General features: G+C 50.6%; 14 protein-coding genes. 7 read left to right on the forward strand and 7 right to left on the reverse strand.

Translation table 11 applies throughout. The annotated features are described in order from the left end of the window. The 6 genes from ABT58_RS19960 to tkt all read right to left on the reverse strand — a co-directional run bounded on the left by ABT58_RS19960 (nucleotide 1) and on the right by tkt (nucleotide 7835). The gene (locus ABT58_RS19960) at nucleotides 1-699 is read right to left on the reverse strand and encodes an oxidative stress defense protein (protein WP_047876201.1); all 699 of its coding nucleotides are present in this window, start codon (nucleotides 697-699) and stop codon (nucleotides 1-3) included. A gap of 151 nt (nucleotides 700-850) precedes the next feature. Then, nucleotides 851-1756: a small-conductance mechanosensitive channel MscS gene (mscS, locus tag ABT58_RS19965; protein ID WP_047876202.1), complete on the reverse strand. Its 906-nt coding sequence runs from the start codon at nucleotides 1754-1756 to the stop codon at nucleotides 851-853. Between the two features lie 274 nt (nucleotides 1757-2030). After that, on the reverse strand, nucleotides 2031-3107 hold the full coding sequence (gene fbaA, locus ABT58_RS19970; RefSeq protein ID WP_047876203.1) for a class II fructose-bisphosphate aldolase: 1077 nt from the start codon (nucleotides 3105-3107) through the stop codon (nucleotides 2031-2033). 138 nt (nucleotides 3108-3245) lie between these two features. Next, complete coding sequence (locus ABT58_RS19975) at nucleotides 3246-4409, reverse strand: phosphoglycerate kinase (protein ID WP_047876204.1); 1164 nt, start codon at nucleotides 4407-4409, stop codon at nucleotides 3246-3248. 86 nt (nucleotides 4410-4495) lie between these two features. Then, on the reverse strand, nucleotides 4496-5542 hold the full coding sequence (gene epd / locus ABT58_RS19980) for an erythrose-4-phosphate dehydrogenase (protein ID WP_047876205.1): 1047 nt from the start codon (nucleotides 5540-5542) through the stop codon (nucleotides 4496-4498). A 295-nt stretch (nucleotides 5543-5837) separates the two neighbouring features. Continuing rightward, the gene (gene tkt, locus ABT58_RS19985; RefSeq protein WP_047876206.1) at nucleotides 5838-7835 is read right to left on the reverse strand and encodes a transketolase; all 1998 of its coding nucleotides are present in this window, start codon (nucleotides 7833-7835) and stop codon (nucleotides 5838-5840) included. A gap of 409 nt (nucleotides 7836-8244) precedes the next feature. Between tkt and metK the strand changes: the two genes are divergently transcribed. From metK to ruvX, 7 genes are all read left to right on the forward strand, one after another. Continuing rightward, nucleotides 8245-9399 carry a methionine adenosyltransferase gene (gene metK / locus ABT58_RS19990; protein WP_047876207.1) on the forward strand — a complete coding sequence of 385 codons (1155 nt, stop codon included), beginning with the start codon at nucleotides 8245-8247 and terminating at the stop codon, nucleotides 9397-9399. A 353-nt stretch (nucleotides 9400-9752) separates the two neighbouring features. Further along, nucleotides 9753-10244, forward strand: coding sequence for a SprT family zinc-dependent metalloprotease (locus ABT58_RS19995; RefSeq protein ID WP_047876208.1), 492 nt, complete (start codon nucleotides 9753-9755; stop codon nucleotides 10242-10244). 181 nt (nucleotides 10245-10425) lie between these two features. After that, the gene (locus ABT58_RS20000; RefSeq protein ID WP_082211178.1) at nucleotides 10426-11184 is read left to right on the forward strand and encodes an HNH endonuclease family protein; all 759 of its coding nucleotides are present in this window, start codon (nucleotides 10426-10428) and stop codon (nucleotides 11182-11184) included. Between the two features lie 139 nt (nucleotides 11185-11323). Continuing rightward, entirely contained in the window at nucleotides 11324-12055 is a 732-nt protein-coding gene (gene rsmE, locus ABT58_RS20005) for a 16S rRNA (uracil(1498)-N(3))-methyltransferase (protein ID WP_047876209.1), read from the forward strand. A 32-nt stretch (nucleotides 12056-12087) separates the two neighbouring features. After that, nucleotides 12088-13038 carry a glutathione synthase gene (gene gshB / locus ABT58_RS20010; RefSeq protein WP_047876210.1) on the forward strand — a complete coding sequence of 317 codons (951 nt, stop codon included), beginning with the start codon at nucleotides 12088-12090 and terminating at the stop codon, nucleotides 13036-13038. 140 nt (nucleotides 13039-13178) lie between these two features. Further along, on the forward strand, nucleotides 13179-13742 hold the full coding sequence (locus ABT58_RS20015; RefSeq protein WP_047876211.1) for a YqgE/AlgH family protein: 564 nt from the start codon (nucleotides 13179-13181) through the stop codon (nucleotides 13740-13742). Further along, nucleotides 13739-14167 (forward strand): Holliday junction resolvase RuvX, encoded by a 429-nt coding sequence (ruvX, locus tag ABT58_RS20020; protein ID WP_047876212.1) that lies wholly within the window; start codon nucleotides 13739-13741, stop codon nucleotides 14165-14167. The genes ABT58_RS20015 and ruvX overlap by 4 nt, the downstream gene beginning before the upstream one ends. 522 nt (nucleotides 14168-14689) lie before the next feature. Here ruvX and ABT58_RS20025 read toward each other — a convergent pair. After that, entirely contained in the window at nucleotides 14690-15796 is a 1107-nt protein-coding gene (locus tag ABT58_RS20025) for a PilT/PilU family type 4a pilus ATPase (protein ID WP_047876213.1), read from the reverse strand. Between the last annotated feature and the right edge of the window lie 10 nt (nucleotides 15797-15806).

The following is a 15806-nucleotide window of genomic DNA, read 5'->3' on the forward strand; positions in this document are numbered from 1 at the left end:
TTAGTCTTCCAGCTTGAACGTCACCGCGACCTGATCACGAATAATGATCTGCGCATCCTGGTACGTCATCGCCGCTTCATTCGGGCTGTCCATCGCCATACGCATCATGATTGGGCGTGGCTGGTTAGACTGATATGAAATCTGCCACACGCCATCCAGTTTCTCACCAAAGCCCTTCGCTAAGGATTCCGCTTTGCTGATCGCATCTTGGATAGCCGCCTGACGCGCTTGCTCCTGGAAGGCTTTCTCGTCACGTACTTTCAGCTCAATCGCATTGATACGGTTGATGCCGTCACCCAGCGCATTGTCCAGATACATATTCAGGTTATCCAGCTCGTTCACGGTCACCGTAATGGTACGGCTCGCACGGTAGCCTTTTAGCTGTGGCGCATTGTTTTTCGGGTAAGTGTACTGTGGCTGCAAACTGATGTTCGCACTTTGAATTTGGCTACGTTCCAATCCTTGCGCCAGCAAACGCTCCACAAACGCCGTCACCGCCTGATCAGCCGCTTGTTTTGCCGCTTGTGCCGTTGGCTTCACTTCTTCTACTGCTACCGAGAACACGGCCATATCTGGCTGTACCGTGATTTCACCGCTGCCGGTGGTTTCCAAATGAGGTACGGAAATGTCCGCCGATGCCATACCGCTTGTGCCGAGTAAACCGAGTCCTAGCATGACTGCAACAAGGTGTTTTTTCATCGAAGTTATCCATTGTGATTGTGTGATATGTCCTTTCGACAACACGTTATCGCAAAAGATTCCCTGAATTCTACATTTTTTTGCACATTGTTTTATTGCAAGCAAAAAAAAGGAGCCACAAGGGCTCCTTTTTATCACCTTAACGAAAGGATCAACCTTCCAGTTTGTTTAGGTGAACATCCATTTGTGGGAATGGAATTTCAATACCTTCTTTGTCCAGCTCTTCTTTGATCGCTTGTAGCATATCAAAGTACACTGGCCAGTAATCTTCGGTGTTTACCCATGGGCGAACCACGAAGTTCACGGATGAATCCGCCAGCGCTACCACACCAACAGTCACTTCAATGTCGTGCAGTACACGAGGTTCAGCAGCCACAACGCGCTCTAGCACTTCTTTGGTCTTTTTCAGATCCGCTTTGTATGACACACCAATCACGTAGTCGATACGACGGGTTTTGTGACGTGAGTAGTTCGTGATTGGACCACCAATAACGGAAGAGTTTGGTACAACAACCATTTTGTTGTCAGTGGTTTTCAGAATCGTTGAGAACACCTGAATCGCTTCAACCAGACCTGATACACCACCCACTTCCACGAAATCACCTGACTTGAATGGACGGAATGCCACGATCAATACGCCCGCTGCAAAGTTAGACAGTGAACCTTGCAGTGCCAGACCGACTGCCAAACCGGCCGCACCGATCACAGCAACCACAGACGCGGTCTGTACGCCAACACGGCCCAAAGCCGCAATCAGCACGATAACAAATAGCAGGTAACGAACCAGTGAGTGCAGGAACTCCACCACGGCTTCGTCCATCTCTTTCTTGCGCAGTACTTTCGCCACGCCGTTTGCAATGCCTTTGGTGATCAGGTTACCGACAAATAGGATCAGCAGGGCAGAAATGATATTCACACCGTACTGGATCAAAAGGTCATGGTTGTCCGCAACCCAATTACCCGCGTGCAATACGCCATTGGTCAAATCGTTATCGGTAATGGTATCCACTACCTTATCAGTTACATCAGTTACTGTTGAAGCAACGCTCTCACTCATACTTATCTCATCCTGCTTGTGGTACTTGTCTGCCAAACTACATCGAGCGGCAGTGTCATACGCGTCAATAAAAGAAGATTTTATTTATGCAATCATCACTATATCAGTGATCAGTGCGATTTGACCAAATGCAATGGCCATTTTATGCGCGGGATAATACTCCCACTGCGCCCTATCACCAACAGAAAAGTGACAGAAATCACGCTTGCTGATTTTCAGGCAAAAAAAAGCCCGCAGTAGCGGGCCTTTCTCATTTTCCGTTAAGAACGAAAAATTATAGTACGTCGATCGCGTTAAGGTCAGCGAATGCTTTCTCAAGACGAGCAACCATTGAAGACTGACCAGCACGTAGCCATACGCGTGGATCGTAGTACTTCTTGTTAGGCGCAGCTTCGCCAGTTGGGTTACCGATCTGACCCTGTAGGAAGTCGTGGTTTTCAGCTTCGTAAGTACGGATACCGTCCCAAGTTGCCCACTGAGTATCAGTATCGATGTTCATTTTGATAACACCGTAAGAGATAGACTCTTTGATTTCTGCTTCAGTTGAACCAGAACCACCGTGGAATACGAAGTTTAGAGCGTTAGGTGCGATACCGAACTTCTCTGCACAGTAAGCTTGAGAATCACGTAGGATAGTTGGAGTCAGTACAACGTTACCTGCTTGGTAAACACCGTGTACGTTACCGAAAGAAGCAGCGATAGTGAAACGGTGGCTGATTGGGCTTAGTTTCTCGTAAGCGTATGCCACGTCTTCTGGAGAAGTGTATAGCTCAGAAGAGTCCATATCAGAGTTATCAACGCCGTCTTCTTCACCACCAGTACAACCTAGTTCGAATTCTAGCGTCATACCCATCTTTTCCATGCGCTCTAGGTACTTAGCACAGATTTCGATGTTTTCTTCTAGCGACTCTTCAGACAGGTCGATCATGTGAGAAGAGAATAGAGGCTTACCAGTTGCTGCGAAGTGTGCTTCACCCGCGTCTAGTAGACCGTCGATCCATGGTAGTAGTTTCTTAGCAGCGTGGTCAGTGTGTAGGATTACTGGCACACCGTAAGCTTCAGCAACAGCGTGTACGTATTTAGCACCCGCTACAGCACCAAGAATTTGTGCTTCTTGACCTTCAAGTTTCAGACCTTTACCGCCGAAGAACGCAGCACCGCCGTTAGAGAACTGAACAACAACTGGCGCTTTCACTTTAGCAGCAGCTTCAAGTACACCGTTGATTGAGTCAGTGTTAACAACGTTAACTGCTGGAAGTGCGAAGTTGTTTTCTTTAGCTACTTCAAATACTTTCTGTACGTCGTCGCCAGAAATAACACCAGGTTTTACAAAATCGAAGATCTTAGACATAACAATAGTCCTATTTGCCTTGTTGTCTGTATGAATTTAAATCTTTTGCAAACGTTTGCGATGGGTCAGTATTCTATTAAAAGTTGACCCAATTCACAAACGTTAAAGTGCGGAAGCACCCGCTTCCGCCCTCAATCATTATGCTTTTGCACGCTCTTCAAGCATTGCAACTGCTGGTAGTACTTTACCTTCTACGAACTCAAGGAATGCACCGCCGCCAGTAGAGATGTAAGAAACGTCAGCTTTGATACCGAACTTGTCGATAGCTGCTAGCGTGTCACCACCACCTGCTACAGAGAAACCTGCAGACTGAGCGATTGCTTCAGAGATACCTTTTGTACCCGCTTCGAAGTTCTTGAACTCGAATACGCCTACAGGGCCGTTCCATAGGATAGTTTTAGCGTTGCCGATGATTTCAGCAAGTGCTGCAGTTGAATCTGGACCTAGGTCGAAGATCATGTCGTCATCTTGCACTTCAGAAACGTGCTTGATTTCCGCTTCAGCGTTTTCGTCGAATGCTTTTGCACACGCAACGTCAGTAGCAACTGGAATTGCACACTCTTTCATTAGCTTCTGCGCAGTTTCAATTAGGTCAGCTTCGTATAGAGACTTACCTACATTGTGGCCTTCAGCCGCGATGAATGTGTTCGCGATACCACCACCAACAACTAGCTGGTCAGCGATTTTAGACAGTGACTCAAGCACAGTCAGCTTAGTCGATACTTTTGAACCACCAACGATAGCAACCAGTGGACGCTCTGGGTTGCTCATTGCTTTACCTAGTGCGTCTAGTTCAGCCGCTAGTAGAGGACCTGCACACGCAACGTCTGCGAACATACCAACGCCGTGAGTTGACGCTTGTGCACGGTGAGCTGTACCGAATGCATCCATTACGAATACGTCACACAGTGCAGCGTATTTCTTAGATAGCTCTTCTTCGTTCTTCTTCTCGCCTTTGTTGAAGCGAACGTTTTCAAGAACAACAAGCTCACCTGCGTTTAGCTCTAGGCCATCTAGGTAATCTTTCGCTAGTTTAACTTCGCAGTCTAGTGCGTCGTTTAGGTAGTTAACGACAGGCTGTAGAGAGAACTCTTCTGCGTACTCGCCTTCAGTTGGACGGCCTAGGTGAGAAGTCACCATTACTTTCGCGCCAGCTTCTAGGCAAAGCTTGATAGTTGGAAGAGATGCGATGATACGTGCATCAGAAGTTACTTTACCGTCTTTTACTGGCACGTTTAGGTCAGCACGGATGAATACACGTTTACCTGCTAGATCCAGGTCAGTCATCTTGATTACAGACATGGTTTGTCCTCTCAACATTAATTAAATTAAAAATCAAAGTTTTGCCAGCTCAGTCTGGGACTCAGCCTTACGAATTCTGTCTTGCTTTATGCGCTTGCCACCGGTTGGGTGGTCGCATGCATCGCTAACGCGGTATCAAGCATCCGGTTAGCAAATCCCCATTCGTTATCACACCATACCAGCAGTTTAATCAAGTGCTGGTTACTCACGCGAGTTTGGGTGCCGTCAACAATCGCACTATGGGGATCGTGATTGAAGTCGGTCGACACCAGGGGTGCTTCGGTGTAATCCACTATGCCATCTAATGTACAACGAGACGCCTCGGCCAGTGATTGATTTACGTCATTAACTTTCACATTTGTTTTTATTGTGACACTTAAATCCATCGCTGTAACATTTATTGTCGGAACACGCACAGAGATCGCTTCAAATTTGTCAGAAAGTTTCGGAAAAATACGCCCGATGCCCAAGTGAAGTTTCGTGTCCACTGGGATGATTGACTGACTGGCTGCGCGGGTACGACGAAGATCGGAATGGTAGGCATCAATCACCTGCTGGTCATTCATGGCAGAATGGATCGTGGTAATGGTGCCGGATTCAATCCCGAACTTGTCATCCAAGACCTGGATGATTGGGACGATGCAGTTGGTAGTACAAGAACCGTTAGACACAATGCGGTCTTCAGGTTTGAGTGACGTGTGATTCACACCGTAGATGATGGTGTTATCAATATCATTAGCAGCAGGATGGGAGAACAACACTTTTTTAGCGCCCGCGTTGAGATGGGCTTCGCCGTCGGCGCGGGAACCGTACACTCCGGTACAGTCGAGCACGATGTCGATATCGAGATCTTGCCAAGGGAGGAGATGCACGTCGCGTTGATGCAAGATGCGAATACTGTCACGCTCACCGTTTTGATGGGCAATAAACAGGTGCTCCTGGTCATGACTGACAGGCTTGCAAAATCGGCCATGGCTTGTGTCATATTGCAGAAGGTGAGCCATAGCTTCAGGCTCAGCCAACTCATTGACTGCCACGACCTTGATCTGTTCAGACTTTCCGCTTTCGTACAGCGCTCTCAGCACGCTGCGTCCGATGCGGCCAAATCCATTAATTGCGACGTTTAGTGTCATATCCGTGCTACAAAATTAATAAGCCGGACTAGTGTATACCAAGCGATTCACAGAATCACCATAATTGTGAGCAGAGTCACTCACACCAAAACCCACATTTAAAATCAATATCTTAATTTTAATTTGTCGTTTTTTTATGCCCTGTGGTGCGTAAAAACCGCCGTGACCAAGATCTCATTTCCCATAAAAAAAGCCCCCAAATTGGGGGCTTTTTTCGCTTTACAAAATAAATCAATGTGCAGGAACGCATACCCTACAGGCTAGCATTCATACCGTCTGATTCATTCTTAAACCATTACGCCAATAGTGCGTTTGCGGTTTCAACCACGTTGTCGACGGTGAAGCCGAACATTTCAAACAGCTGCTCAGCCGGTGCAGATTCACCGAACGTGTGCATGCCGATGATGCGACCGTCAAAGCCAACGTACTTGTACCAGAAGTCCGCGATGCCCGCTTCGATAGCGATACGTGCCGTCACATCTGATGGCAGTACCGCTTCACGGTAAGCGGCGTCTTGCTTGTCGAACGCGTCAGTCGATGGCATAGATACCACGCGTACTGCTTTGCCTGCTTCTGTTAGCTGCTCTGCGGCTTTCACTGCTAGCTCAACTTCAGAACCGGTCGCGATCAAGATAAGCTCAGGCTTGCCTGCGCAATCTTTCAGGATGTAACCGCCTTTTGCGATGTCAGCCACTTGCTGTGCATCACGTGGCTGCTGAGCCAGGTTCTGACGCGAGAAGATCAGCGCAGATGGGCCGTCTTTACGCTCAATCGCCAGTTTCCAAGCCACTGCAGATTCCACCTGGTCACATGGACGCCATGTGCTCATGTTTGGTGTCAGACGTAGAGACGCGATTTGCTCAACAGGCTGGTGCGTCGGGCCATCTTCACCCAGACCGATAGAATCGTGCGTGTACACCTGAATGTTCTGCACTTTCATCAGGGCAGCCATACGCATTGCGTTACGCGCGTATTCCATGAACATCAGGAAGGTTGCACCGTAAGGCACGAAGCCACCGTGTAGTGCGATACCGTTCATGATCGCTGTCATGCCGAATTCACGTACACCGTAGTGGATGTAGTTACCTGAGAAATCATCAGCAGTCAGAGACTTCGAGCCAGACCACATGGTCAGGTTAGAAGGCGCAAGGTCAGCCGAGCCGCCCATGAATTCTGGCAGCATCGCACCGAATGCTTCTAGTGCGTTTTGTGACGCTTTACGAGAAGCGATGTTCGCTGGGTTCGCTTGCAGATCAGCAATGATTTGGCTCGCTTTTTCTTCCCACTCAGCAGGCAAATCGCCGTTTAGACGACGCTTAAGCTCAGCTGCTTCTGCAGGGAATGCCGCTGCATATGCATCAAACTTGGTGTTCCATGCCGCTTCTTTATCTGCGCCCGCTGCTTTTGCATCCCACTGTGCGTAGATATCAGCAGGGATTTCAAATGGACCGTGTTCCCAACCCAGGAATTCACGGGCTGCAGCAATTTCTTCTGCACCCAGTGGGGCACCGTGACAGTCGTGAGAACCGGCTTTGTTTGGAGAACCGAAACCAATGATGGTCTTGGTACAGATCAGGGTTGGACGAGACGTTTCCGCTTTCGCCGCTTCAATCGCTGCGTTGATTGCGTCAGCATCGTGACCGTCAACCGCAGGGATCACGTGCCAGCCGTACGCTTCAAAACGTTTTGGTGTATCGTCAGAGAACCAGCCTTCTACGTGACCGTCGATAGAAATACCGTTGTCATCCCAGAATGCGATCAGCTTGCCCAGACCCAGCGTACCCGCCAGTGAACACGCTTCGTGAGAAATACCTTCCATCAGACAGCCGTCGCCCATGAACACGTAAGTGTTGTGGTCGATGATGTCGTGGCCTTCACGGTTAAACTGTGCAGCCAGAGCTTTTTCAGCCATCGCCATACCCACCGCATTGGTGATGCCTTGGCCTAGTGGACCTGTTGTGGTTTCAACACCCGGTGCGTAACCGTATTCAGGGTGACCCGGTGTTTTAGAATGCAATTGACGGAAGTTTTTCAGATCGTCAATAGACAGCTCGTAGCCTGTCAGGTGAAGCAGAGAGTAAATCAGCATTGAACCGTGGCCGTTTGACAGTACAAAACGGTCGCGATCAGCCCACTGTGGGTTTTGTGGGTTGTGGTTCATGTGGCCACGCCACAATACTTCGGCGATGTCCGCCATGCCCATTGGGGCGCCTGGGTGGCCAGAGTTAGCTTGTTGGACACCGTCCATGCTTAGGGCGCGAATGGCATTAGCGAGTACTTTACGAGAAGACATGTCTGCTCCAGATATTCCTAGTCTGTTAGATTGGGTTTTTCTCGGTCTTCAATGACCCAGAAAACCTGAGTTCGGCGGGCGGGTATTGTCGCAAAGAGATCCCCCTATCTGCAAACGATTTCCTTCCTAAAAACATCAGAAAATAAGCGTTATATCAATGCACTGTTGCGTAACTTCCGTCAGCGACTGTAATAAAAGCCTTACAAAGTAATCGTTTGCCTCAATTCTTTCCCTGTCACACGCAATACCCACATCCATCGTAGTGTTGATTTTATACCACGAACGCGTATTATAGACGTCTAGACGGAGGAAGCTCTATACATACAAACGTATACACGTATATATCTGACGTGTTTTTTTCCTTGGTATAGACTTCATCATTTAACGAACATTACTTGTGGGAGCGCTCATGTCGAAGCACCTGTTTACTTCTGAATCTGTATCAGAAGGCCATCCAGATAAAATTGCAGACCAAATTTCAGATGCAGTCTTGGATGCGATCTTAGAACAAGATCCAAAAGCACGTGTGGCGTGTGAGACTTACGTAAAAACCGGCATGGTAATGGTTGGCGGTGAAATCACGACATCTGCATGGGTAGATATCGAAGAAATCACCCGTCAAACCGTCCGTGAAATCGGCTACGTGAACTCACAAATGGGCTTCGATGCTGACTCTTGTGCAGTATTGAGCGCTATCGGTAAGCAGTCGCCAGACATCAACCAAGGTGTTGACCGTGAAGACCCACGTGAACTGGGCGCGGGTGACCAAGGTATCATGTTCGGTTACGCAACAAACGAAACTGACGTACTGATGCCAGCACCGATCACTTACGCACACCGTCTGGTTGAGCGTCAGGCTAAAGTACGTAAAAACGGCGCACTGCCATGGTTGCGTCCGGATGCAAAATCTCAGGTAACCTTCCAGTACGACCAAGGCAAGATTGTCGGTATCGATGCCGTTGTGCTGTCTACGCAGCACTGTGACAGCATTGAACTGCCAGTACTGCAAGAAGCGGTAATGGAAGAAATCATCAAGCCAGTACTGCCTTCTGAGTGGCTGAACAAAGACACCAAGTACTTCATCAACCCAACCGGCCGTTTCGTTATCGGTGGTCCAATGGGTGACTGTGGTCTGACGGGTCGTAAGATCATCGTAGATACCTACGGCGGCGCAGCACGTCACGGTGGTGGTGCTTTCTCTGGTAAAGATCCATCAAAAGTTGACCGTTCAGCAGCTTACGCAGCACGTTACGTAGCGAAAAACATTGTTGCTGCTGGCATGGCTGACCGTTGTGAAATCCAGCTGTCTTACGCTATCGGCGTGGCGGATCCAACATCTATCATGATCGAAACGTTCGGTACTGAAAAAGTGTCTCACGAGATCATCGTAGAAGCGGTACGTCAGCACTTCGACCTACGCCCATACGGCCTGATCGAAATGCTTGATCTGTTGAAGCCTATGTACAAGAAAACAGCCGCTTACGGTCACTTCGGTCGTGAAGAATTCCCTTGGGAAGCGACTGACAAAGCAGCTCTTCTGCGCGAATTCGCTAACATCAAGTAAGCGAACTGCAGCAACACACGAAAAAGGAGGCCTCGGCTTCCTTTTTGTGTTTTTTAGGGGCGCGTTTGCGAGGGGCGAGGAAAAGCGTTTTAAGGGACGAGTATCGAGTCTGAAGGCACGAGAAAGAGTGGTCCTGTGGTCCTGTGGTCCTGTGGTCCTGTGGTCCTGTGGTCCTGTGGTCCTGAAAGCAGGATTTCAGATCCCTTTATGGCTGCAAGCCCTTCCGCTCCTGCTTTTTCCATAGGGCCATAGGTCCGCTTTTGCCTTTCCGCTCTTACCCAAGACGCGTCCCTTCCCTCTTCCCGCTGACTTTCTTATACTGCCTCCCCTTTCCACCAGCACAGTGCCTGACCATGTCCCCTCTTCACGACCAAGTGACCGCCCGTGTCGCCCAATGCATCAAGATCGCCAATCAGCGCCTGAACAAGCGTATGCCGATGCCGGTGGTCAGCTTTACACAGCGGGGAAAAATTGCCGGTACTGCCCACTTACAACGTTGGGAAGTGCGCTTTAATCCGGTCTTACTGGCAGAAAACCCTGAGGCTTTTCTCAATGAAGTAGTGCCTCATGAAGTGGCACATTTGGTGGTGTTCAAACGCTTTGGCCGCGTGCGTCCGCACGGACGGGAATGGCAGGTCGTGATGCAGGAAATCTTTGGCGTGCCCCCGCGCACCACCCATCGTATGGACGTCAGTTCGGTACAAGGCGCCCTGTTTACCTACCAGTGCCAATGCCAGACGCACCAGCTGTCGGTACGCCGTCATAACAAAGTACAACGCGGCCAGACCCAATACCGCTGCCGTCGCTGCGGAGAAGCGCTGTGCCTGACGACGGCTAACCGCTAATACTCATTAACCTTGCCAACATCTGCCCGTTAATAAAAAGCGGCCAGACACTCAAAAGCGACAGAGCAATCAATAACGGCCCCAAACCACATGTAACTGACAGAAAACATACCGTGACATCACTCTAAAAAGTCAATTGAGTGATACTCTTATCAGTATTCATTACTGATTGAGGACGGTCATGCGACACTTCATTTCAACCTTGCCACGCCAACTGTGCTACGGACTGGCATTTACCCTGCTCCTTCCACTGACCACCAGCGCCCAAGCGGCCAATGCTACAGTCGTCAAAAAATCCAGCAGCGGGATCTGTCACGACAGCTACAGCGCGTCCTACCAGCGCACCAAAAACTTCACGCCGTACGACAGTCTGCAAGCGTGTCTCGACAGTGGCGGCCGTCTGCCGAAAGGCGCGCAAAACAAACCGGCAACGAGTACCACGGCTGACGCCGGCACGTATCAGCGTCATTACTTTGGTCACGGCTGGATGGATAACGACAAAGACTGCCAGAATGCGCGTATGGAAACCCTGATCGCCCAGTCTGTGGGTCAGGTGCGTTTCAAAGATACCAAGCAATGTCAGGTAGTATCCGGTCGCTGGAACAGCGCCTACTCCGGCAAGGTGATTTACAACGCGTCAGACATTGATATCGACCACGTCGTGCCGCTGAAATGGGCCTGGGAGCACGGCGCCGATCGCTGGACACTGGACGAGCGCAAAGCCTTTGCTAACGATCCCAAAAACCTTGTCAGTGTGGAAGCCTCACTCAATCGCCAGAAAGGCGCCAAAGGCTTAGATGAATGGCTGCCGCCGAAAAACCAGTGTCAGTACATTCCGCGCTTTATCCGCGTGGTGAAAGCCTACGACCTCACCCTGAGCGCGACCGAGCAAACGCACTATCAGTCGCTCCTTAATCGCTGCAAGAACACCGCAAAATAACGCATTGTGTGGGCGTAAGCGGGTCAGTGTGCGACCGCTTACGCCCTCTGCCACGGCTTCGCCGACGGTAACATTGTGATCCCCCTTCGACTGGGGTATATAATACGCCCAGAATAAACCCAACAGGTTACCAGTAGCCATGAGAATCCCACGTATTTACCACCCTGAAGCCCTACCGTCTTCAGGTTCCGTTCTGCTTAGTGACGATGCCGCTAACCACGTTGGCCGCGTCATGCGCATGCAAGCCGGCCAAGAAATTTTGCTGTTTGACGGCAGCAATGCGGAATTCCCAGCCGTGATCACCAACGCCAGCAAAAAGTCGGTGGAAGTTGAAATCCAGGCTCGCCATGAGAACAGCAGCGAGTCACCACTGGATATTCACTTGGGTCAGGTGATCTCTCGTGGTGAAAAAATGGAATTCACCATTCAAAAATCCGTTGAATTGGGTGTGAACACCATTACACCATTGATTTCAGAACGTTGTGGCGTGAAATTAAATGCCGAGCGTTTCGATAAGAAGATGCAACAGTGGCAGAAGATCGCTATCGCGGCGTGTGAGCAGTGCGGCCGTAACGTGGTACCAGAAATTCGTCCGGTGATGAAACTGGAAGACTGGTGCGCTGAAGCGTACGATGGCCTGAAACTGAACCTGCACCCACGCGCGCAATACTCCATCAACACCCTGCCTGAGCCGGTGAGCAAAGTCCGCTTACTGATCGGCCCGGAAGGCGGTTTGTCAGCCGAAGAAATCAGCATGACAGAAGAATACAAGTTTGATGAAGTGCTGCTGGGGCCACGCGTGCTGCGTACCGAAACCGCTGCGATGACAGCCATTACCGCGCTGCAAGTCCGCTTCGGCGATCTGGGCTAAGCCCCGACGGAAAGAACAACGAGGAGAAAGTAATGATCAAACTGGGTATCGTGATGGATCCCATCGAGTCCATCAACATCAAGAAAGATTCCAGCTTTGCCATGATGATGGAAGCCCAACGTCGCGGTTGGGAAATTCACTACATGGAAATGAATGACCTGTCTCTTGAGCAGGGCAAAGCTATCGCCCGTACCCGTGTGGTCAGCTTGAAAGAAGATCCGAACGGTTGGTTTGAATTTACCAGCGAGCAGGAAATTGCCCTGGCCGATCTGGACGCAGTACTGATGCGTAAAGATCCGCCGTTCGACACCGAATACATCTACGCGACCTACATTCTGGAGCGCGCAGAAGAAGCCGGCGCGCTGATCGTGAACAAGCCACAGAGCCTGCGTGACTGTAACGAAAAACTGTTCACCGCATGGTTCCCAGAGCTGACGCCAACCACCATGGTGACCCGTCGTGCAGACAAGATCAAAGCGTTCCACCAAGAACACGGTGACGTGATCCTGAAGCCGCTGGACGGCATGGGCGGTTCATCCATTTTCCGTGTGATGAAAAACGATCCGAACGTCTCTGTGATCATCGAAACCCTGACCAACATGGGTCAGAACTACTGCATGGCGCAAACTTTTGTGCCGGATATCAGTAACGGTGATAAGCGTATTCTGATGGTTGACGGTGAGCCAATGCCATACTGCCTGGCCCGTATTCCGGCCAAAGGCGAAACCCGTGGTAACTTGGCGGCCGGTGGCCGTGGTGAAGCGCGTCCAATCAGCGACACAGACCGTCAAATCGCGGAAGCGGTAGGCCCGACACTAAAAGCCAAAGGCCTGATCTTTGTCGGTCTTGACGTGATCGGTGACAAGCTTACCGAAATCAACGTGACCAGCCCGACCTGTATCCGTGAAATTGAAGCCGCGTTTGATATCTCTATCACCGGCAAACTGATGGATGCGATTGAGCGCCGCCTGAACAAGGCCTAAGCCCGTCATACTCGCACGCTTGATGATTTATCCGCAGTCGGCCCCGGCTGCGGATCCTTCCTTGAATACACGCCCAATAATACCAATTCTGCTAATTAGTCGGCATACTGTTAGAAAGAAGACAGGTAGCAGGTAGTCCCATGAATTTGACGAATCACTTTCTGGTTGCGATGCCCAGCATGCAAGATCCCAACTTCAAAGGCGGTGTCGTGTACATTTGCGAACACAACGATGAAGGCGCGATGGGGATTGTCATTAACCTGCCGATAGAGATTTCGGTCGGCAGCATGTTGGATCAAATCGACATTGAACGTGACGCCCCGGTCACCGATCCTGCCAGTCTGGAACAACCGGTGTTTAATGGCGGCCCCGTGTCTGCCGATCGCGGGTTTGTCCTGCACAACCTGAGCGGCCGTTTCAGCTCCAGCATCGCCATCACCGAGGAGGTCTCTGTCACCACCTCGAAAGATATTCTGGCCTTATTGGGGACAGACCATGCGCCTGAGCATTTTCTGGTGGCGCTGGGCTATGCCGGTTGGGATGCGGGCCAGTTAGAGCAGGAGCTGTCCGAGAACACCTGGCTCACCACCGAAGCGGATCCCGATGTGGTGTTTAACACCCCTGTGAATGAACGCTGGACGAAAGCCATCGCCCAGCTCGGCATTAATGCCACCCACCTTTCGATTGAAGTAGGACACGCATGAGTCACCCACGTAGCGTATTAGCCTTTGATTACGGCACCAAGAGCATTGGTGTGGCGATTGGCCAGGAACTGACTGGCACCGCCAACCCATTACCGGCCTTAAAGGCGAAAGACGGCATCCCAAACTGGGATGACATTGAGAAAATCTTAAAAGAATGGCAACCCGACTTAGTCGTGGTCGGTCTGCCCCTGGATGTTCGTGGCGGCGAGCTTGAAGCCATTACGCCACGCGCGAAGAAATTTGCCAACCGCCTGCACGGCCGCTTTGGCTGTCAGGTAGAAATGCACGACGAGCGCCTGAGCACCGCCGAAGCCCGCTCTTCCCTGTTTGAATACGGCGGCTACCGCAACCTGAGCAAAGGCAACATCGACTCCCAGTCTGCTGTCGTGATCCTGGAAAGCTGGTTCGAACAACAGTACGGCTAAGCGTTCGAGCAGAAGCATAAAATCCCCAAAGCGAACGTCAATAGCGTTCGCTTTTTGTTTTTGGGTCCTGTGGTTCTGCAAAGAAAATACCGCCATTTGTGCCTAAGACAATCACTTTTGTTGTGGCTCTTCCATAGGATCTTAGGGCCGCTCTTGAACCGCTTTTACTCCCCGCTCCTACTCGCCCCTGCTCTCCCTGTACACCTTTCCCCCCGATCAACACCCTAACGCTGCGCACCCTGTTAACTCGCCCCAACGATCCTTCCGGATCCTTGATTGCGCAAGGTGCGATCAGCCTGTACAGCTTTTGGACACCTTAAACTCAAAAGCTCCACAACCTGATCAGTGACGATCCTCTCTTTGGCAATCACAATAAAAACAAGCACCTCTGTAGCACATGCTTTTATATCAATAGATTACCGACAACAAAAAAGCGTTAGAGCCATGACAGCCCTAACGCATTGTGATCATGGGGAGCCACTGACAAGTGACCCCCTCAATATGCATTTTTCGACGACGGGATTACCCCATATCCACCGTCACACCGTTCAGGGTGCTCTGGTAGATCTTGTCTTTACTGCCCACTTTGATCATCAGACGCAAATCGTTGGCAGAGTCCGCATGGTGCAGCGCATCCTGCTCGGTGATCTTGCCCTGACGGAACAGATCATACAGTGATTGGTCAAACGTCATCATGCCCGACTCGGTGGATTTCGCCATGGTGTCTTTGATTTCATGTAACTCACCACGACGGATCAAATCCGCCACACGCGGAGTATTGAGCAGCACTTCAAACGCACCGTGACGGCCCATGCCGTGTGCATCCGGGATCAGCTGCTGAGCCAGAATACATTTGAGGTTCAACGACAGATCAAACAAGAACTGATCGCGACGCTCTTTCGGCACCAAGTGCAAAATACGCTCCAGCGCCTGGTTGGCATTGTTAGCGTGCAGCGTCGCCATACACAGGTGACCGGTTTCGGCGAAGTTCATCGCGTATTCCATGGTTTCAGGCGTACGGATCTCCCCGATCAGGATCATGTCCGGCGCTTGGCGCAACGAGTTCTTCAGGGCAATTTCATAGCTTTCCGTATCCAACCCCACTTCACGTTGGGTCACGATACATTTGTTATGCTTATGCACAAATTCAATCGGATCTTCCACCGTCAGAATGTGGCCGCTGCGGTTACTGTTACGGTAACCGGTCATCGCCGCCAGCGAAGTCGACTTACCTGAGCCGGTCGCCCCCACCACCAGCACCAGGCCACGTTTAGCCAGCGCCATCTTCTGCATATCCATCGGCAGATTCAGCGAGAAGATATCCGGAATTTCTGTTTCAATTCGGCGGATCACCATGCCCGGCAATTCACGTTGCCAAAAAGCACTCACACGAAAACGGTTTTCGCCGCGCACCAAAGCAAAGTTTGCTTCTTTGGTAATTTCAAACTCTGTGCGCAGGCTGTTATCCATGGCGTAGTCGAACATCATATCGACCGCATCAAGCGTCAGCGTTTCACCGATGGGATGCAAACTGCCATCAATGCGCAGCAAGCACGGGGAATCTACCGTGATGTAGAGATCCGAGGCTTTGCTGCTCACCATTTCATTGAGCGCTTCTTGTAACGTCATGGGGATTCCT

The sequence above is a fragment of the Photobacterium aphoticum genome, from assembly GCF_001029435.1.
Classification (GTDB): domain Bacteria; phylum Pseudomonadota; class Gammaproteobacteria; order Enterobacterales; family Vibrionaceae; genus Photobacterium; species Photobacterium aphoticum.